This is a genomic window from Neorhizobium sp. LMR1-1-1.1 (assembly GCF_040675795.1).
GTDB classification, from domain to species: Bacteria; Pseudomonadota; Alphaproteobacteria; order Rhizobiales; family Rhizobiaceae; genus Neorhizobium; species Neorhizobium cellulosilyticum.
Window position 1 is genome coordinate 251,639 of sequence record NZ_JBEGHE010000069.1, and the last position, 18,082, is coordinate 269,720.

The 18,082-nt window shown below is 56.5% G+C and carries 16 protein-coding genes and 3 pseudogenes; 11 read left to right on the forward strand and 8 right to left on the reverse strand.

Annotated features, from left to right (window positions below; translation table 11 throughout):
• Nucleotides 1–44: 44 nt before the first annotated feature.
• Entirely contained in the window at nt 45–1,046 is a 1,002-nt protein-coding gene (locus MRBLMR1_RS28120) for an AraC family transcriptional regulator (RefSeq protein ID WP_500067033.1), read from the reverse strand.
• Between the two features lie 129 nt (nt 1,047–1,175).
• Here MRBLMR1_RS28120 and MRBLMR1_RS28125 point away from each other — a divergent pair, with 129 nt between their 5' ends.
• Genes MRBLMR1_RS28125 through MRBLMR1_RS28135 form a run of 3 tightly spaced genes read left to right on the forward strand, consistent with a single transcriptional unit; the run spans nt 1,176 to nt 4,294 of the window.
• Nucleotides 1,176–1,943 carry a 3-hydroxyacyl-CoA dehydrogenase gene (locus MRBLMR1_RS28125; protein ID WP_500067034.1) on the forward strand — a complete coding sequence of 256 codons (768 nt, stop codon included), beginning with the start codon at nt 1,176–1,178 and terminating at the stop codon, nt 1,941–1,943.
• A 21-nt stretch (nt 1,944–1,964) separates the two neighbouring features.
• The gene (locus MRBLMR1_RS28130; RefSeq protein ID WP_500067035.1) at nt 1,965–3,152 is read left to right on the forward strand and encodes an acetyl-CoA C-acyltransferase; all 1,188 of its coding nucleotides are present in this window, start codon (nt 1,965–1,967) and stop codon (nt 3,150–3,152) included.
• A gap of 14 nt (nt 3,153–3,166) precedes the next feature.
• The gene (locus tag MRBLMR1_RS28135; protein ID WP_500067036.1) at nt 3,167–4,294 is read left to right on the forward strand and encodes an acyl-CoA dehydrogenase family protein; all 1,128 of its coding nucleotides are present in this window, start codon (nt 3,167–3,169) and stop codon (nt 4,292–4,294) included.
• A gap of 86 nt (nt 4,295–4,380) precedes the next feature.
• Here MRBLMR1_RS28135 and MRBLMR1_RS28140 read toward each other — a convergent pair.
• Together MRBLMR1_RS28140 and MRBLMR1_RS28145 are read right to left on the reverse strand one after the other, a co-directional pair.
• Nucleotides 4,381–5,216: pseudogene (locus MRBLMR1_RS28140) on the reverse strand (fumarylacetoacetate hydrolase family protein).
• Between the two features lie 304 nt (nt 5,217–5,520).
• A pseudogene (locus MRBLMR1_RS28145) lies at nt 5,521–5,667 on the reverse strand (SDR family oxidoreductase); the annotation flags it as partial.
• An 84-nt stretch (nt 5,668–5,751) separates the two neighbouring features.
• Between MRBLMR1_RS28145 and MRBLMR1_RS28150 the strand changes: the two are divergent.
• Nucleotides 5,752–6,072 (forward strand): annotated as a pseudogene (locus tag MRBLMR1_RS28150) (winged helix-turn-helix transcriptional regulator); the annotation flags it as partial.
• 134 nt (nt 6,073–6,206) lie between these two features.
• Here MRBLMR1_RS28150 and MRBLMR1_RS28155 read toward each other — a convergent pair.
• On the reverse strand, nt 6,207–6,590 hold the full coding sequence (locus MRBLMR1_RS28155; protein ID WP_500067037.1) for a glycine zipper domain-containing protein: 384 nt from the start codon (nt 6,588–6,590) through the stop codon (nt 6,207–6,209).
• A gap of 245 nt (nt 6,591–6,835) precedes the next feature.
• Between MRBLMR1_RS28155 and MRBLMR1_RS28160 the strand changes: the two genes are divergently transcribed.
• The 5 genes from MRBLMR1_RS28160 (at nt 6,836) to MRBLMR1_RS28180 (ending at nt 9,412) form a co-directional block, all read left to right on the forward strand.
• Entirely contained in the window at nt 6,836–7,285 is a 450-nt protein-coding gene (locus tag MRBLMR1_RS28160; protein ID WP_500067038.1) for a DUF892 family protein, read from the forward strand.
• 28 nt (nt 7,286–7,313) lie between these two features.
• Nucleotides 7,314–7,937, forward strand: coding sequence for an alpha/beta hydrolase (locus MRBLMR1_RS28165; protein WP_500067039.1), 624 nt, complete (start codon nt 7,314–7,316; stop codon nt 7,935–7,937).
• 334 nt (nt 7,938–8,271) lie between these two features.
• Entirely contained in the window at nt 8,272–8,694 is a 423-nt protein-coding gene (locus MRBLMR1_RS28170; RefSeq protein ID WP_286194987.1) for a GNAT family N-acetyltransferase, read from the forward strand.
• Between the two features lie 79 nt (nt 8,695–8,773).
• A complete protein-coding gene (locus MRBLMR1_RS28175; RefSeq protein WP_206827859.1) occupies nt 8,774–8,986 on the forward strand; it encodes a hypervirulence associated TUDOR domain-containing protein in 213 nt (70 codons plus the stop codon).
• A gap of 15 nt (nt 8,987–9,001) precedes the next feature.
• The gene (locus MRBLMR1_RS28180; RefSeq protein ID WP_206827858.1) at nt 9,002–9,412 is read left to right on the forward strand and encodes a GFA family protein; all 411 of its coding nucleotides are present in this window, start codon (nt 9,002–9,004) and stop codon (nt 9,410–9,412) included.
• Nucleotides 9,413–9,715: 303 nt separating this feature from the next.
• On the opposite strand, the gene MRBLMR1_RS28185 is transcribed toward MRBLMR1_RS28180, so the two are convergent.
• A complete protein-coding gene (locus MRBLMR1_RS28185; RefSeq protein ID WP_500067040.1) occupies nt 9,716–10,201 on the reverse strand; it encodes a GFA family protein in 486 nt (161 codons plus the stop codon).
• A 242-nt stretch (nt 10,202–10,443) separates the two neighbouring features.
• Nucleotides 10,444–11,487, reverse strand: coding sequence for a class I SAM-dependent methyltransferase (locus MRBLMR1_RS28190; protein WP_206827856.1), 1,044 nt, complete (start codon nt 11,485–11,487; stop codon nt 10,444–10,446).
• A 254-nt stretch (nt 11,488–11,741) separates the two neighbouring features.
• Between MRBLMR1_RS28190 and MRBLMR1_RS28195 the strand changes: the two genes are divergently transcribed.
• Complete coding sequence (locus MRBLMR1_RS28195; RefSeq protein ID WP_500067041.1) at nt 11,742–13,718, forward strand: putative bifunctional diguanylate cyclase/phosphodiesterase; 1,977 nt, start codon at nt 11,742–11,744, stop codon at nt 13,716–13,718.
• A 331-nt stretch (nt 13,719–14,049) separates the two neighbouring features.
• Here MRBLMR1_RS28195 and MRBLMR1_RS28200 read toward each other — a convergent pair whose 3' ends face one another.
• Entirely contained in the window at nt 14,050–15,243 is a 1,194-nt protein-coding gene (locus MRBLMR1_RS28200) for an enolase C-terminal domain-like protein (RefSeq protein WP_500067042.1), read from the reverse strand.
• Between the two features lie 3 nt (nt 15,244–15,246).
• Entirely contained in the window at nt 15,247–16,557 is a 1,311-nt protein-coding gene (locus MRBLMR1_RS28205) for an MFS transporter (protein ID WP_206827854.1), read from the reverse strand.
• A gap of 190 nt (nt 16,558–16,747) precedes the next feature.
• Here MRBLMR1_RS28205 and MRBLMR1_RS28210 point away from each other — a divergent pair, with 190 nt between their 5' ends.
• Nucleotides 16,748–17,785: a LacI family DNA-binding transcriptional regulator gene (locus tag MRBLMR1_RS28210; RefSeq protein WP_206827853.1), complete on the forward strand. Its 1,038-nt coding sequence runs from the start codon at nt 16,748–16,750 to the stop codon at nt 17,783–17,785.
• Nucleotides 17,786–18,082: the final 297 nt, after the last annotated feature.

Below are 18,082 nucleotides of genomic sequence, written 5' to 3' on the forward strand. Positions count from 1 at the left end.
GAACTGCTGTGAATTTTCGGACAGTTTTGCCACAGATGAGCCGGCTACAGGCTCGTCTGGCTTTTTCGAAAAGCTTCTGGGCTTTGCCCCATCCATTTCTTGAATGCCCGATAGAAGGCACTCGGTTCGGAATAACCAAGACGGGTGGCAATCTCGCTGACGGTCTCGCCCGTATTGGTCAGCATACCGCAGGCGAGGTCGCGGCGGATCTCGTCCTTTATGCCGGCATAACTTTGGCCCTCGTCATGCAGGCGGTGGCGAAGCGTCGAAGACGACATGCGCATGTCGGTTGCGAGTGTCGCGAAGCTTGCCCAGGCTGCAGGTTCCCTCTGGGTGAGGCGACGCCTGACCGCCGCAGCCGTTCCGGCGTCATAGCGATAGCGCAACAGGATGTTTGCAGGTGCGCCGCGCAGGAACTGCCGCAATTGCTGCTCGTTGCGCGAGATGGCTAAGGTCAGCATGGCGGCGTCAAAGCCCAGCCGGCTGACGGATTGCGAAAAACGGATTGGCGCGCCGAAAAAGAGCCGGTGATCGGCGCTCTGTTCCGGCTCGGCGCAACGGAAATCGACGAGGCGGATCGGGATGCGGCGGCCGACCAGCCAGCAGATAAGCCCATGCAGGATGATCCAGTAGCTGCGATAGGCAAAGGCGGATCGAGGCTCTCCCTGGTCGCTCAGCTGGACTTCTGCGATCCCGTCATGGACCACAAGCCGGCCCGTCGGCTCACCGAGAACGAGGTTGAGAAAACGCAGCGCCCGCCGCAATGCCCGCTCCAGCGTCGGGGCATGCAGCACGCAATGGCAGAGAAGGGTAAAGCTGCCGCGCTGCATCGGTCGGGTGCCGAGGCCGAAACATTCGTCGTCGAGTTCGGCGGCAATCGCCAGCCACAATTGCCCGAATGTCTGCGCCGAAACCGGCTCGGTGACGACAGGCGGCAGGCCGAGATCGCGAAGCAACGGCTCGGTCGGACGCCCGCTGCGCCTGAGGCTGTCGAGGGCTTCCCCGACAAAGCTCGGGGCGATCATGTGTCGTTCGGTCTCGGCCATTCCTCAAGCTCAACTGGCAAAACTGGCCGAAATTATGGATCACTTCCGTCATCGCTTGCAACAGTGAAAGCTTATAAAGTGCCATCTGCCATGCGGGTTGAGGAGCCTGCCGGCGAGGGAGGGTTACGTATGCTGATCCGTGATGCCGGTTTCATCGTCTCCGGCGGCTGTTCCGGCCTCGGCGCCGCGACGGTGCGCATGCTTGCCGAGGCTGGTGCGCGCGTGATGATCGCCGACCTCGACCGTGACAAGGGTGAGGCCTTCGCCCAGGAATTCGCGGGGCGCGTGCATTTCGTCCGAACCGACGTCACCAGCGCCGGAGATGGGGAAGCCGCAGTGGCCGCGGCGCTCGAAACCTTCGGAAATCTGCGCGGGCTGGTCAATTGCGCCGGCATTGCACCGGCGCAGAAGGTGATCGGCCGCGACGGGCCGCATGAACTCGAAAGTTTTGCCCGGACGATCAATGTCAATCTGGTCGGCTCCTTCAACCTGCTCAGGCTTGCGGCCAATGCGATAAGGGATAGCGAACCCGATGCCGAGAGCGAGCGCGGCGTGATCGTCAATACGGCCTCGATCGCGGCATTCGACGGGCAGGTCGGACAGGCGGCCTATGCGGCCTCCAAAGGCGGGATTGCGGCGATGACGCTGCCGATCGCCCGTGAACTGGCGCGTTACGGCATTCGTGTCATGACCATAGCGCCCGGCGTTTTCGAAACGCCGATGATGGCGGCCATGCCTGAGGAAGTGCGCCATGCGCTCGGTAGCAGTGTGCCATTTCCTCCACGGCTCGGGAGGCCATCCGAGTTTGCGGCGCTGGTTCGCCAAATCCTGGAAAACACCATGCTGAACGGCGAAGTCATTCGCCTCGACGGCGCCATTCGGATGGGAGCGCGCTGATTGGCGCACAGAGGAGGCAAGATGCAATTGCAGGATCCCGTCGTCATCGTTGGTTCGGCCCGCACGCCGATTGGCGGCTTTCAGGGCGAATTGAAGGACGCGACCGCAGCAGATCTCGGTGCGGCATCCATTCGCGCCGCTCTTGAGAGAAGCGGCGTGCAAGCGGATGGGGTTGACGAAGTCGTCTTCGGCTGCGTGCTTCCGGCCGGACAGGGGCAGGCGCCGGCGCGGCAGGCGGCGATCCATGCCGGTCTTCCCTTTGCCGCGGGTGCGACGACGGTCAACAAGATGTGCGGTTCCGGCATGAAGGCCGTTATGATGAGCCACGACCTGATCGCCGCCGGCAGTGCCGCGATCGCCGTCGCCGGCGGTATGGAGAGCATGACGAATGCACCGTATCTTCTGGATCGGGCGCGGGGTGGATACAGGCTGGGGCATGGCCGCGTGCTCGACCACATGTTTCTCGACGGGCTCGAAGACGCCTATGACAGGGGGCGGTTGATGGGCACATTCGCCGAGGATTGCGCCGAGGCCTATCAGTTTACCCGTGAGGCGCAGGACGAATATGCCGTAACTTCTCTCATGCGGGCGCAGAAGGCGATCGCGGAAGGCTGGTTCGACAGCGAGATCGTTCCGGTCACGGTCAAATCCGGCAGAACCGAGCAGGTGGCGCATCGGGATGAACAGCCCGGCAAGGCCAAACGCGACAAGATCGCGACCCTGAAACCCGCTTTTCGTGAGGGTGGTACGGTGACGGCTGCCAATTCCAGCTCGATCTCGGATGGCGCGGCGGCACTGGTGCTGATGCGGCGCTCGCAAGCCGAACGCAGGGGGCTTACGCCGCTCGCTACGATCATCGGCCATGCCACGCATTCGCAGGAGCCGGCCCTGTTCGCCACAGCACCGGTCGCCGCCTTACAGAAACTCTCCGACCAGACGGGCCTACCGCTTTCCGATGTCGACCTGTTCGAGATCAACGAGGCCTTTGCGGTCGTCGCCATGGCGGCGATGCGGGATCTCGACCTGCCGCATGACAAGGTCAATGTGCATGGCGGCGCCTGTGCGCTCGGTCATCCGATCGGCGCATCCGGCGCGCGTATTCTGGTGACGCTGATTGCAGCACTTGAACGCTACGACCTGAAACGCGGCATGGCGGCACTTTGCATCGGCGGTGGCGAAGCGACGGCCATCGCCATTGAACGATCCTGACGGGAGGAAGACCGATGATCCTTTCGGAAACCCAGCAGCAGATCCGGGAAATGGCCCGCAGCTTTGCCCGCGAGCGGCTGGCGCCGGGCGCTGCGGAACGGGACCGCAAGCACCGGTTTCCGCGCGAGGAATTGCAGGAAATGGGTGCGCTCGGGCTGCTCGGCATGCTGGTGCCGGATGCCTATGGCGGTTCCGATACCGGCGTGCTCGCCTATGCTACGGCGGTGGAGGAAATCGCTGCCGGCGACGGACCTTGCTCGACGATCATGAGTGTCCACAGTTCGGTCGGCTGCGTGCCGATCCTCAAATTCGGGACGGAGGAACAGAAGGAGCGCTTTCTGCCGCGTCTTGCGTCAGGCGAGTGGATCGGCGGTTTTGCGCTGACCGAACCGCAGGCCGGCTCTGACGCCTCGAACCTCAAGACACGCGCGCGGCGCGATGGTGATGATTATGTGATCGACGGTGCAAAGCAGTTCATCACCTCGGGCAAGAATGGGCAGATGATCATCGTCTTCGCCGTCACCGATCCCGATGCCGGCAAGAAGGGCATAACGGCCTTCATCGTGCCGACGGATACGCCCGGTTATGAGGTGATCCGTGTCGAGGAGAAACTCGGCCTTCATTCATCCGACACCTGCCAGATCGCTTTCAACGAGATGCGCATTCCAGCGAACTTGAGGCTCGGCGAAGATGGAGAGGGTTACCGGATCGCGCTTGCCAATCTGGAGGGGGGCAGGATCGGTATCGCGGCACAATCCGTCGGCATGGCGCAGGCGGCCTTCGAGGCGGCGCGCGATTATGCCCGTGAAAGAAAGGCTTTCGGCAAGCCGATCTCCGATCATCAGGCCGTTGCCTTTCGGCTGGCCGACATGGCAACGCAGATAGAAGCGGCCCGGCAACTCGTCTGGCATGCGGCTGCATTGCGGGAGGCGGGAATGCCGTGTCTATCCGAGGCGTCGATGGCGAAGCTCTTTGCATCGGAAATCGTCGAACGCGTCTGCTCCGACGCGATCCAGATCCATGGCGGTTACGGTTATATGAGCGATTATCCGGTGGAGCGTATCTATCGGGACGCACGCATCTGTCAGATTTACGAAGGTACGAGCGACATTCAGCGGCTGGTCATTGCGCGGAATTTGTGAATGCCCGCCTCTGCAATAGACGCGGGCAAAATCGGCATCGCATCTACGGATGTAATTCGCGGTGCTTGGCTCGATGCCTGTATGGGCTACCTGACAGTTTGGCGTTGCTCTCCCAAACCGTCGATGCCAAGCGTCATCACATCGCCACGCTTGAGATAAGTCGGCGGCTTCATGCCTATTCCGACACCGGGGGGTGTGCCTGTCGTGATGATATCACCAGGTTCCAGCCGCATGAAACGCGACAGGTAGGAGACGATATGGGCAAGCGAGAAGATCATCGAGCTTGTCGAACGGTCTGTCGGCGCTCGCCGTTGACATCGAGCCAGAGACCGAGGTTCTGGACATCGGCAATTTCGTCACGGGTAACGAGCCCGGGGCCGATAGGACCATAGGTCGGCAGGCTCTTGCCCTTGATCCACTGGCCGCCGCACTCGATCTGATAGGAGCGTTCCGACACATCGTTGCAGATGCAGAAACCCGCCACGTGGTCGAGAGCATCAGCCTCGGAGACGTTGAAGGCGGCAGTGCCGATCACCATCGCGATCTCCACTTCCCAATTCGATCTCTCCGATCCTTCCGGCATAGCCACGTCGTCGGTTGGGCCGGAAATGGAGGAGGGCGCCTTGCTGAAGACGACGGGCTCGCTCGGGATGGGCATGTTGGATTCATGCGCGTGATCGACATAGTTCAGGCCGATCGCGATGAAATGTCCGGGTTTTGCCACGCAGGGGCCGAGCCGCGCGCTATTTTCGGCGATCGGCAAGGTAGCGAGGTCGGCATTGCGGATCCGTTGAAGGCTTGCCGGCGACACCGCCTCGCCTGCGAAATCCGCAACAAGGCTGCTCACGTCGCGAATGCGGCCTTCGCCATCCAAAATGCCAAGGCGCTCTGCGCCCGGCCCGCCAAATCGAACCAGTTTCATAATCTCTCCTGAGATGTAGGGGATTGGGAGCAGGCCGAAGCGGCACCCGGCGTTTCGGGAGAGACTACAGCTTCGACATCCACTACGGCCACAGCCCTAACAGTGCAGTTCCCGCAAATGGCGCTGACACAGCGATGGTTGAAGCTGGGTCGGATCGCACGGATCGTGTTGAACGTTACGCGCGAGCAGGTACAGGACGCGCCGGAGTTTGAAGGCGTCGCGGCTGCTCAACAGTAAAGTCTCAAGTGGTGCGCTCGTTTGGAATGCAAGCGCACCACATCTACGATAGCTTCATTCCATAGGCTCAGATCTGCCGCATTCCTCCATCGACGCAAAGTTCGACACCTGCGATGTAGCTTGCCTCGTCGCTCAGCAGGAAAAGCGTAGCCGCCGCGACTTCCTCTGGACGTGCCATCCGCTTCATAGGTATAGGCGCAATCAAAGACTCGCGGACATCATCTCCTTTCACTTGACGGTCTCGAAATGATATACGCTGTAAATCTGATATCCATTACGCACCCTGAGTAGCCTAGATATGGACCAGTATATCGACTCGGAATCTCTATCCTGTCGCGCCCTTAACGAGATGACGGTCGTGCGTCCCGTGCTGGATAAGATTGCAGATAAGTGGACGATACTTATATTGACCGTGATTTGTCCGAAGCCGTCACGGGTTAACGAGATCAAGCGACGTCTCGACGCGATTACGCACAAAGCGCTTGCAGAGGCGCTGAAGAGGCTGGAACGAAATGGTTTGGTGACGAGGACTGTCTTGCCAACGCAGCCGATTGGTGTCGAATACGCTATTACCCCTTTGGGGCATTCTCTAAGACAACAATTTGAAGCGCTCTGCGCCTAGTCGCTAGACAATGGCCCTCAGATCGAGGCGGCCGCCGCTCGCTTTGATAAGGCAGGTAAATAAGCTAGGTACTGTAAGCAAATCGGCCACCCACGTCGGCAATGGGAGGCCTTGTTGATGTTCATGTCCAGTTATCGCGTAATTCCGACGATAAAGCCGACTACCGCAGCAAGGCCGATCGCCTGCCAAGGATTTCGTTGGATCCTAATCCTCACGTTGTCGGTCGCTCGATACTGCAGGCTCTCGGCCTCGTCCCTGAGAGCAGCGAGCTGCTCGCGCGGCTCAACGTACGGGTCATTTCGATGTTCAAGGATCGATTCGAGAGCTTGGTCGACACGTGGCGCATCGGATGCTGCCCGTCGCCCAGTTCCTGAGGGTATAGAGGTCGTGGTGGCCGAAACTTGATCAGACGCCGGGAACGTTTCCTCCAAACCCTCATCTAGAAGACTGGTCGATCTTTGCCGAACCTGTTCGGCGTCGAATGCTTCAACCGCAGCTGATTTTTCATTCGCCATTTCCACCTCCTTAAAATCTTTAGCACAACTCATGATCTGTGTTTGTATCGCCGCGAGTCCCGGCTATGCATGTGCGCCACTGGAGGAATCCAGTCGATCGAGACGCGGCGGCGCTTATAGAACCCTTCTGATTGCCTTGAGTTGCTGAGACGAGCCGATCGTACGGTTCCGTACCGTCGTCCTTACGAATGGAACGTGCTCAACTGTCATGTCTTTCCCCTGCCTCATTGGAAAGGGAGAAAACAATGGTTACTATGGTTGGGAATGAGAGCGACTTTGGAAAGCTCGTGAAGGATCTGATCTACCTCGAGCACGATGCGATTGCAGCTTACGAGTCTACGATCGAGCGTCTCGATGACAAAACGCTTAGCGCAAAGGTCGACGAGTTTCGTCAAGATCATCTCCAGCATCTCTCCACCCTTAACGAAATCGCTGCAGAAGCTGGCATCGATGTTCCTGAGAAGGGTGACATGAAGCAGATGCTGACAACGGGTAGAATCGCGCTCGCCGACATTTTCGGCGACAAGACAATCCTAAATGCAATGAAGACGAACGAAGACGACACAGTCGCTGCCTATGAGCGTGCCTCGCAGCACGAAGAGGCTCGACCGGAAACGAAAGCGTTCTTTATGAAGGCCCATCAGGACGAAGTCCGTCATCGTACTTGGTTCGAGACGACTGCTGACCGGTTCTGATCTCACAATCGAGTCAATCGTCTCGAGCTTGGCACTGACGACCGGACTTAGCATTCTTTTCCATTGCATCGGAGCGTCAGGTGCGCAGATGATGCCACTCGCCTCGTCCTGGAAGACAAGCCTACCTGCAGCACGGTTCGCCACGCCCGACGCGCCATTTCGCAAAGTGGCTGGACCTGGTCATCTCTGGTTTCAAGTCGACGGTAATCAACTTCGGCCTGACCGCCTTGCCGAAATCCGCGACGCATTCGATCGCACGATCGATCAGATCATCAAGCGCGAGCGGTTTGAGGAAGCACTCGATCGGGTCGCCTTTGTCGGTGTGTCACAGGGCGCGATTGTTGCTCTTGACGCTGCTGCGTCTGGCAGATGGAACGTCGGCGCTCTGATTGGCTATTCCGGCCTTCTCCCGCCCGTCCCGGTTTCTTCCGCCAGCAGTGGCACACCGGTTCTTCTCATTCACGGGCAGAATGATCGGACAATCCCGCCATTCGCCTCTACCCTCGCCGCTCCAGGCGGCTGGCTTCAAGGTAGATCTGAAGATCGAGTCAGGTGTTGGTCATACAATCTCAATGACGGGCGCACGGCTCGGCCTGGAATTTCTCCGCACACACTTAGCCTGATTTTCAAAGACAGGAACTTCGAATGCTAGACTTACTACAAGCGAACGCTCCGATCGTCTCCGCTGCGGCCAGTCTTGGGACCCTTTGCATCTGGGCTGTCTACCTTCAAATCTTCGTCGGAGGACATCGATGCAGTTGCAGAAAACATCGAGATTACGATACTGGGCATTTACGGCTCGGAGGACCTACTGATCGGAGCGACGCGAAAATTTGACCTCCCGAAGTCCGACAGCGGATCGGCAGTCCGAGCATCCGAAGCGCTCACGCGCCAGATCACTCGCAGGCGGGAACGCAAGAAGTTGCTCAAGGAATTACATGAGCAGCTATAAGAGGTACCCCTAGCGTGCACATGGGAAGAAACATATGGCCAGCACAGATAAGCACTATTCTGTCGAGGAGAGAACGCCCGACTACGACGATTACATGCGTCTCCGCCAAAACGCTGGTTTAACGCCATTTTCGAGGGCAGCGGCTGAAATCGGGCTAGCGGGAACTGTCTTCGCCGTGGTCGTAGTGGTCGATGGTCAGGTGATTGGAATGGGTCGGCTGATTGGTGATGGCGGCTGCTTTTTCCAGATAACCGATGTTGCAGTACAGCCAGATCACCAGGGTCGCGGGCTCGGTAAGGCGATCATGACGGCAATCATGGAATATGTGAACACGATGCTACCGAAGACAGCTTATGTGAGCTTGATTGCCGACGTACCCGCCAACAAGCTTTATGAACAATTTGGATTTAGGGAAACCGCCCCAAGATCTGTAGGTATGTCCTACATAGTGAAATAGCTTACCCAGGCGACGACAGCTTCAACGGAACCATATCATCCTCTCAGATGTTTGCTGCCGATATCATGGAGGACGCCGTATGGCAGACGATCTGAAGAAGGGCGACACTGTGGCGTGGAAAACGAGCCAAGGTGAGACGACAGGTAAGGTGATCAGCAAGCAAACCAGCCCGACGAAAATCAAGGGGCACGAGGTAAAGGCTTCCAGGGCGGATCCACAAATCATCGTCGAGAGCTCTAAATCTGGAGCCAAGGCGGCACATAAGCCGAGCGCCCTCAAGAAGACGTCTTAAGGCCTCTTTTCGCTAATGAGGTCCAGCAGGTCACTCCGGGTAGCAAAGTGTAGGTGCGGTCAGCTACGGGCCAATTGCCATGGCGAGCCTCAAAGGGTTTCGGTCTGTCATTGCCTGGAATGCCAGCTACGAACCGGAAGTGCCTTTGCAGTCCAGGCCCGATACGCGAAGACGGATGTGGAGATCGAAGGAAGTTCTCGGCTGTACGAAAGGATTGGAGATAGCGGTATGTGGGCACGCTACCATTTCTGTCCGGATTGCGGATCAACTGTCTATTACGAAAACGAGGATACGCCCGGAGTCTATGCGATTCCTGTAGGCGCATTTGCCGATCCTGCTTTTCCGGCACCCCAGCGCTCGATATATGAAATCCGCATGCATCCCTGGACTGATGTCAAAGGAGACGTGATCCATCGAGAGCGTTGACCCTGCAACTTCAATTAAACACGTACTGTAACTGGTGCGCCACTTCACACCGCGATTTAGCGGTGCTTCATATACGCAGCCGTGTTTTGGGAGAGTGTGCGTGTATTACGAGCGGAATGCGAGGAAAGCTCGCAATCTGATCGATGAGGACGACAGGGGGAATGACGTCCGTTCCCAGACCGCCGGGAACTCAGGCCACGACGCTCCTGTTGTCGGAATATCAACGGGCAAAGAAGGCACATCGAGCGTGGTCCGAGGCACGGAAGGTCCTTAGGGGCTTTCGCCTATAACAAGGTTCCGGAGTTATTGGCGGGTTTCGCACAGCGTCGTCAATCGCGTGGGCGAGGGACTGTGTTGGCGGTCATTCGAGGAAGGCCATCGTCCATATGTAGATACGGCAACTGCGATCCTTGCATACCCGTGGGCTAACGGTGGGTACTGCTCTGGATGATCCATAGCGCCAATCATGAAAAATATCTGGTCATCAATGCGTCCGTCGCAATAAGCGATTGGGGATCCGCATGTCGGGCAGAACGTTCGTTGAATAGGGTCTTTGCCGTAAGATGACCCTTCCAAGCCACTAAAAATAATGTCTTTGCAAAAGAAGCCGACAAAAGCTGCGACCGGCGCTCCGCTAGCTCTCCGGCAATCATCGCAATGACAGTAGCCCGAATAGAACGGCTCGGACTTTGCTTCAAATTTGATCGCTCCGCAGCGACAGCCGCCAGTGTGTCTCACCGTTGATCTCCGAGAACAAGAAGCCTCTGATCGAGACCGACACAGGAACATGGCTCGAGAATATCATCAAGTCCGATGACAGGGGAGGCGAGCAGATGAGGCCCAAGCGGTATCCAAGGGTCGCCTTCCACGTGCCGAAGTGCCGCCTGAGGCAGAAGCTGGAGGCGGCCACGCGTTATAAACGGCCGCTGAGATCGTCGAGATCTCGAAGCGGCCGCATGATACGTCGAAACTCCGAAACAGTCGGAGCCATGTTAATTTGCGGCAGAGGAAGATTATTTAGATTTGTCGGCCTAAGGTTTTCTTCGGAGGGTGCTGTAGATGATGTTCCGATTGGTACCATACCAGACTGCGGTCCCCAGAGTATCGGTCGTAGCGCTCGCGTTGGCGATCCGCCACATATCGCTTTCAGACCTCTGCAAGAGCTCCCAATTCATGTAAGATTCCATGTAGCCATCGTCAGCCATTTCGTCGGAAAAATTCGCGAACAAAAATGTACCGCCAGGCTTCAACATTTCCATGCAAACCTGTGTCAGTCGGATCGCTACCTTGTCGGTGAGATAGTCATACAGACCGGCAGCGTAGATCAAATCGAATGAGCCGACCTGGTGCTTCCTTGCAAGAAGGCCGCGTACCGACCCATCGATAGGCTCGACACGAGTTCCGCTGAATTGGGTTGCAATGGAACCGATGCTGAGAGGATCTTGATCAAGAGCAAGCCATCGCTTGAGGCGGTTCTCATGCAATGCCTTAGATGTCTCCGCCTCACGTAGGTGACCGGCAGCAATTGCAAGGATTTCCGTATCAGGGCCGACGCGGGCCGCGGTATCATCAACGAATTTCGTCAGAATATCGCGTCGTTCTCTCACAGCGACCGGACCTGGAGCATTGATGGTGTATCCGAAGATGTCTCGGCCGAGTGGAGTGGTTTTTGCTACTTCTTCGGCTATCGCAGGATGCTGATAGATAAAGTCGATAAGGGTGGCATCTCCGGAATAACCCCGTGGCTTCTCGAAAGACCAGCTGGTAAAAGCGCACTGGCGCAGGATCTCAGCGGAAGAATGAGACCTGATGATCGGTGCCAGCTTTTTCCACACGGCTAGCCCATATTTCAAGCGAACATCGTGAAGTCGAGCAATAAGCCACTTCACGGCATTCGCGCGGTTCTGCGTGGACGATAGCCGCTGCATCGCAACGTTGATGATTATTTCGAACTCAGCCGCTGCGGTCTGCACCAGGTCGGCTAGTTGCGCCTCGGTTTGCGGATTGAGGTGGTCGCTGACGGACTGCGGAGTGATCAAGCTTTGGCCGTCGAATGAAAATGCGGGCTTTGCCACGTGCGCCTCTTAAGTAAATGAATATCAAAAGAAATCGCTAAAATCTTCAGCATGTGTGCCGATGACAAGCACCCAAGGATCGCATGCCTTCATTAAAGCTCGTCTAACGTTCAGAGAATGTTAGCGAAGTTGGAACAATTCCGTGCGGTTTTTGCAAAGCTCCGCTGTCATTAATTGATGTGAAGTGCACGCAAGGTTATCCAACCTTAGCTAGCGGTCCGGTGTCGAGGCTGCACCATGGTGGGTAACAGGGCATGATGCACGTGTTGGCCGAAACTGCAGCTGCGAGACCCAGTTCGAGTTTGTCGACGAGGGAGCTGCGTGGCCTATTTGATCTGCAGAGTGAGATTGAACGAAAGAGTGCCACGCGAAGAGGGCTCTGGATCGCTGTAGGTGCCTATCTCGCGTATTCGTTGACAGATTGCCTCTTTATCGCCGACGTTGCCCAGACCACTATCATTGGGCGCTTCATTGTCGGTATCAGTGCGCTGTGCATTCTAGAACTTTTGCTTAACCGCAAAGCCACAGCGAACACGATTGACGTAGTCTCAGCTATCTCGGTCTCTACGGGCTATCTCGTGTGGCTCATTACAGCGCAGATGACTGCGGATCGGGTCGCATTCTCATACTACATGGTTTTTGGCGCAATCTTTATGATGAGCGTCAACCTGTTCTTCCGGTTTAGGTCAAACGTAGCGATAGCCTCGTCTACGGCCAATATGGTCATTTTCTTAGCCGCTCTTTCCGTTTTCGCACCAATGCCTCTTACTCATAAGTTGATAATGGGGGCATTCTGTATCTCTTGTTTCATTTTCACCGCATACGTAAATCTTCAGCTCAATAGAGAACGTTACAAAGTCTTTCTAAACGCTCTTGAGGCAAGCCTACAGCAAGCTGCCGCCCACGAGAGAGGCAAGGCCCTCTTGCATCTCTCAAACACTGACCCCCTGACCGGGCTCGAAAATCGTAGAGCTATCGATCAACGACTACGTGACCACTGGCAGCGCTGGCTCGACGATGGCGCTTCTTTTGCAGTCCTGCTCATCGATGTTGACTACTTCAAACATTACAATGATTGCTACGGGCATCAGCAAGGCGACCAATGCCTTGTGTCAATATCCGAACATCTCCAACAGACGGCATCGTCTCATGGAGCAGTGATTGGACGCTACGGGGGCGAGGAATTCATCGTCATCAAAACGGCAACAATTTCGAACGACGTGACGGCGCTTGCAGAAGCGATACGTCAAGCCATTGTGGAGTTGGCTCTGCCGCACCAGCATAGGCGAGATGGAACTCCGATAATCACCGTGAGCGTCGGCGTCTCCTATACCCGTGAGGAAATCAAGCAGGTCGACAAGGTTGTTCACGAGGCTGATCGGGCGCTTTATGCCGCCAAAGCAAGAGGACGCAACGTCGTTGCTCTCTTCGACGCCATGGATCCAAGGTATAGTGTTGACCGTGAAGATGTCGCAGCGACCCTCAAAATTGCACTCGATCAGAAATTAGTCTCGCTGGTTTATCAGCCGATCCGCAATATGCAGACAGGCATGCTCGACGGGGCAGAGGCACTGATGCGCTTGAGAATGCTTGATGGGACCCCAGTCGGGCCAGATGTCTTCATTCCCATCGCAGAGAGGACGGGAGCGATCATTGGCCTCGGACGTTGGGCAATACGTACTGCTTGTATCGATCTATTGGTGACGGATTTGGTTCGTGTCGCCAGCGTCAATGTGTCCCCCACTGAACTAAAAATGCCTGGTTTCGCAGACTACGTCGCAGCGACCTTGGCGGAATGCGAAATAGATGGCGCGAGGCTCGCCTTCGAGATTACCGAAGGTGTGGAACTCGAAATCGATCAACACCTTGTACGTTGCATCAGCGACCTACGGAAGCTGGGTGTCCAAGTCTGGCTCGACGACTTCGGGACAGGCTTCGCAGGGTTGTCATGGCTCCGCCTGATAGATTTCGACATAGTGAAAATCGATCGCTCCTTCCTGCACGACTCTCGTACGGAGAGAGGCCGGAGAATGCTCCTCGATATCATCAACCTGCTGAGAAATCGTGGAGTGAGGATCTTAGTTGAAGGTGTGGAGACAATCGAACATCAGCGACTGATGCTACAGTATGGCATCCACCATCTCCAAGGGTATTACATCGCGCGACCCGCGCCAGCGGATCAGCTTCGACCGATAACGTTTTTCCGTTCAAACCAGCCAGAAACAGCGTAGGTTGAACGTTATGCCTTGGCGTTCACCGTGATAGCGAACCAGATCAAGGATCGGCCTTTCGATAGGCCTCTATTACGCTATCGTTCTCAGTTTTCGACCTGCGATCTTGGTGAAGGCGGACCGCATTTCGCCTGATGGCGGTATCAGGATCCGATGCGTCTAATACGGACGGCGATAGCCAGTATCGCTGTTTTAATTGCCTGATGAAGATCCTTCCAAAACCAATTGAACGGGCATTGTTGATCCTCCCGTCGACCTGCAGTTTGAAACGGCTCCGCGGGTATCTCCTGAGGAGCCGAAGTAATGAGCAAAAACCGGTTTGCCTCGAGCTTCAAGCAGGTAAAACGATAGCCTCTTGTTCAATTTTGGTTTCATCGATTTTCATCGCCAAGCCCGGACGCTCCGGCACTTCGATGAAGCCGTCAACCACATCGAGTGGATCCACGAGAAAGTGCTGATGAACCGCGTTCCACTTGACCAGATACTCCTGATAGGGAGTGTGGATTGGAGACTGGGTGGCTGAGAAGTGGGCCGTCGCGAATGTCGAATGGCCATGGGGAATGGTGATTACATCATTCGCCGTTGCATATGCCGCGATTTTCAACGTTTCGCTCAGCCCCCCGCACCAATAGATGTCGGGCTGGATCACATCGAGGGCCCCCGTGTCCAGGAAACGCTTGAAGCCCCAACGAGTGTATTCATGCTCCGCGCCGCAAAGCGGAATGCGGATCCTGTCGCGTAACTTCGTGTAGCTGTCGATGCGATCCGGCATGACGCATTCTTCAAGCCACCGAGGTTTGAACTCCTGGATCCTGTCGGCGAGCTCGACGACATAGCCAACATCCATGGCCTGCCAGCAATCGAACATAAGATCGTAGTCCTCGCCGACCGCCTCACGCAGGGTCCGGACGAGTTCGACATTCTTTTTCAGTCCCTCGTAACCACTCATCGGGCCATGCCGGAAGAACCACTTCTGCGCGCGATAGCCCTTTTCCTTGTATTCAATGGCTCGATCGCGAACTTTGCCAGCGTCTAGCACCGCAAATCCCAACATCGAAGCGTATGCTGGGATCTTCGTTTGGGTCGGACCGCCGATCAAGCGATAGACTGGCTGCTCCATCCATTTTCCACGCAGATCCCATAACGCGCAGTCGATCGCGCTGATCGCGAGCATCGCGTCGCCTTGCCTTCCGTGAACCATGCCGCGGTGCATTTGGTCCCAGAGTTTCTCCCCGGCAATGGGGTCTTGGCCGACCAGGAAACGTCGCAGCTGCTTAGCAATGATGAATGCCACGCCTTCCGGTATCGGGCCCGCTAGACCAGAGACGCCGTCATCTGTGTGGATCTCGACAAAGTAGGTGACGATCTTGAACCCGTCGGGTGTCTGGACGCCTCCTTCGTGGTCGTTACGATCCCGATACTCGGGGTAGACGTCGATGGGGCGTACGAGGCGTTCCTCCCAAAGGTCACCTTTAGTTGGCAGGGTGCCGTGGAGTTGACGTAGTCGGACTTCTGTGATCTGCATGATTTATGTCCTTGAGGCGTTGCTGGCAGCAGCAGTCCGCCCAAATGTGAGTGTTATGACTGTGAGGACGACGATCGACATTGTCGCCATCAGTGCGAGCCAATAGAAGCCGCCATTGAAGTTGCCCGTCTGGTCGCGAATGATCCCGATCACCCATGGATTGATGACGCTCGACAGATTGCCAAGTGAGTTGATCAACGCGATACCGCCGGCGGCAACAACCCCGCTCAGGACGGCCGTTGGCAATCCCCAGAACACTGGCATTGCGCCGAAGACGCCGATTGCGGCAAAGCATAGCGAAATCAGCTTGAGCGTCGGGTCGTTGATCCACGCGGTAACGAGAAGGCCGACGATCGAGATCCCCAGCGCGAGATAGTTGGTTGCCACCCGCTTGCCGGGCTTGTCAGCTAAACGCCCAAGGAGAAGCATTCCGACTGCGCCGAACGCATAGGGAATTGCTGCGACGAAGCCGGATTGCAGTTGTCCGAAGCCGAACTCCTTCAGGATCAGGGGCAAGAACGTGCTGACCGCGCCATTGAGGTTGGTGAGACCGTAGTACATGAGGCAAAACAGAAGGACTTGCGGACTTAGCAGCGCCTTCATTAATTGCTTGCTATGGCCGCCCTGACTGTTGGCCGAACGCTCGGCACGCTCTGTTTCCAGCCGCGAAACCAACCAGTTTTTCTCTTGGTCAGACAGAAACTTGGCTTCCCGGGGAGTGCTCGGGAGAAGGAACGGGATAAACACCGCCAGGACGACGGCCGGAATCCCTTCGATGATATACATCCACTGCCACCCGTGAAGGCCGAGCAGCCCATCGAGTTCCAGGAGTACGGTTGACAGAGGCGTGCCCAAAACGAGCGCGATCGGAATACCCGTCATGAACATGCTCATGATGCGGCCACGGTAGGCCGCCGGAAACCAAAGCGTCAGATAGAAAACTACGCCCGGGAAGAAGCCAGCCTCGGCAGCACCGAGAAGTGCTCGAAGAACATACAGGCTTTCGGCGCTCCATACAAATGCGTGGGCAGCGGAGATAAGTCCCCATGTAAGCATGATGCGGGCAATCCACCACCGCGCGCCGAAACGCTCGAGAGCAAGATTGGACGGCAGCTCGAGCAGGACGTAAGGGACAAAAAACACGCCCGCGGCGAAACCGAACGCAGCCGTGGATAGTCCGAGGTCCTGGTTCATCGTTAGGGCAGCTACCCCAACATTCGCGCGATCCAGGATCGCGATGAAGTAGCTAAATATTAGAACAGGTAACAGTCGCCGCGTGATTTTGCGGACAACATCTTTCTCCAGGTCTGCCATAATTCCTCCAAAAGCAGATTGTCGGAAACGTTTGCGGTGCGTCAGGCATCATGAAGCGTGATATTTGGCAGAAACGCAGCCCAATAACGCAGAAAAATCCGACGCGATCCTCTTCTACGGAAACGTTTCCGGGAAGTTGCCACCGCGTCCTACTCCATGTCAATAGTGTTGAGAGACAAAAAGGGTAAGCATGAAAAAGCGGTCAGGCATCGGAATTCGCGATCTCGCGTCCCATCTCAAGATGTCCATTAGCACTGTGTCGCGCGCGATGAACGGCAGCCCGGAGGTCAGCAAGGAAACGCAGGACAAGATTAGGGCGGAAGCAGAGAGACTTGGATATAGACCCAACCAGTCGGGGCGCAGCCTTAGGAGTGGAAGTACGAACACGGTCGCCTTGACGATGCGAACCGACATAGGACGCACCGTCGCCGGAGAGACATTTTTCATGGCGCTCAGCGAAGGGCTTCAGGCGTCGCTGTCGTCAGCAGGCCTCGACTTATTGATTCTTCCTTGTTCGTCGGATCAGGATCAGAACGAGTTCCTTTACAGGGCCGTCGACAGGCATCTCGCGGATGCTTTTGTCATCTCAAACGTCCAGCGGTATGACCCACGCATCGATTACCTGCGGCGAGGAGACGTGCCGTTCGTCGCTTTGGGAAGCAGTGAGACAAAAGGGGACTACGCAGCGCTTGATCTTGATTTTGCGGGAGTGGCAAGGGCCGCAGTTGATCGCTTGACGGCCGCTGGACACAGACGCATCCTTCTCGGCCTAACGTCTCAGGACACGAACAGTAACTTCGCCTTTCTGCACGGCTATCAAAAAGGTCTGTCCGATGCAGGGCTTCCATTTGACGAGGAACTCGTCCTGCGACCCTACGATCGAATTGCGGGCGGTGCCGAAATTGCGAGCGCTTTACTGGATATGAAAGTAAGACCTACCGCAGTCCTTCTGATCCAGGAGACGATGGCGATGGGCCTTTACCAGAAACTCAATCAGGCGGGAATTTGTCCAGGGAAGGACGTGGCGGTCATAGGATTTCGCGAAAATCCCGTCTGTCGATATCTCGCGCCAACACTCACATCATTCAGGGTGGACCTGAGGGCGTATGGGTACCGGCTCGGAGAGGTGATGATCAGGGAGCTTAGTTTGTCGCGAAAGCCAGAGGCAAATTCAGCACCCCGTTTGGAATTGTTTCCCATGGTGCTCGTGGACGCTGAAAGCGGATAAAATATGCAAACCGCTTGAGTGGAGTGAGCCGCGCGCTTTAGCGGACTGCAAATTCCGAGGCAACCCGCCCCCTGATTCCGAAATGATGTCGCCCCCTAATTCCGAGAAATAGTCGCCCCCTCGTTCCGAGATGATGCCGCCCCCTTTTGAGGCATCTTTGAAGGATGTTGTGCAGGTGTGAAGTTTCTTCCCTCGAGGTCGAGGAGGAAGGAACGCAATGCCTGCGGAGAGAGTGGAGATGCGGCGTGTCCGCGAGATACTGAGATATCGGTTTGAGCAAGGACTTGGGCACAAGTC

Bases quoted from the DNA above. Each gene is read 5' to 3' on its own strand.
- MRBLMR1_RS28120 (WP_500067033.1), bottom strand. From the start codon at position 1,046: ATGGCCGAGACCGAACGACACATGATCGCCCCGAGCTTTGTCGGGGAA.
- MRBLMR1_RS28205 (WP_206827854.1), bottom strand. From the start codon at position 16,557: ATGGCAGACCTGGAGAAAGATGTTGTCCGCAAAATCACGCGGCGACTG.
- MRBLMR1_RS28155 (WP_500067037.1), bottom strand. From the start codon at position 6,590: ATGGCGAATGAAAAATCAGCTGCGGTTGAAGCATTCGACGCCGAACAG.
- MRBLMR1_RS28125 (WP_500067034.1), top strand. From the start codon at position 1,176: ATGCTGATCCGTGATGCCGGTTTCATCGTCTCCGGCGGCTGTTCCGGC.
- MRBLMR1_RS28160 (WP_500067038.1), top strand. From the start codon at position 6,836: ATGGTTACTATGGTTGGGAATGAGAGCGACTTTGGAAAGCTCGTGAAG.
- MRBLMR1_RS28175 (WP_206827859.1), top strand. From the start codon at position 8,774: ATGGCAGACGATCTGAAGAAGGGCGACACTGTGGCGTGGAAAACGAGC.
- MRBLMR1_RS28195 (WP_500067041.1), top strand. From the start codon at position 11,742: ATGATGCACGTGTTGGCCGAAACTGCAGCTGCGAGACCCAGTTCGAGT.
- MRBLMR1_RS28130 (WP_500067035.1), top strand. From the start codon at position 1,965: ATGCAATTGCAGGATCCCGTCGTCATCGTTGGTTCGGCCCGCACGCCG.
- MRBLMR1_RS28200 (WP_500067042.1), bottom strand. From the start codon at position 15,243: ATGCAGATCACAGAAGTCCGACTACGTCAACTCCACGGCACCCTGCCA.
- MRBLMR1_RS28135 (WP_500067036.1), top strand. From the start codon at position 3,167: ATGATCCTTTCGGAAACCCAGCAGCAGATCCGGGAAATGGCCCGCAGC.
- MRBLMR1_RS28170 (WP_286194987.1), top strand. From the start codon at position 8,272: ATGGCCAGCACAGATAAGCACTATTCTGTCGAGGAGAGAACGCCCGAC.
- MRBLMR1_RS28210 (WP_206827853.1), top strand. From the start codon at position 16,748: ATGAAAAAGCGGTCAGGCATCGGAATTCGCGATCTCGCGTCCCATCTC.
- MRBLMR1_RS28185 (WP_500067040.1), bottom strand. From the start codon at position 10,201: ATGTTCCTGTGTCGGTCTCGATCAGAGGCTTCTTGTTCTCGGAGATCA.
- MRBLMR1_RS28180 (WP_206827858.1), top strand. From the start codon at position 9,002: ATGAGGTCCAGCAGGTCACTCCGGGTAGCAAAGTGTAGGTGCGGTCAG.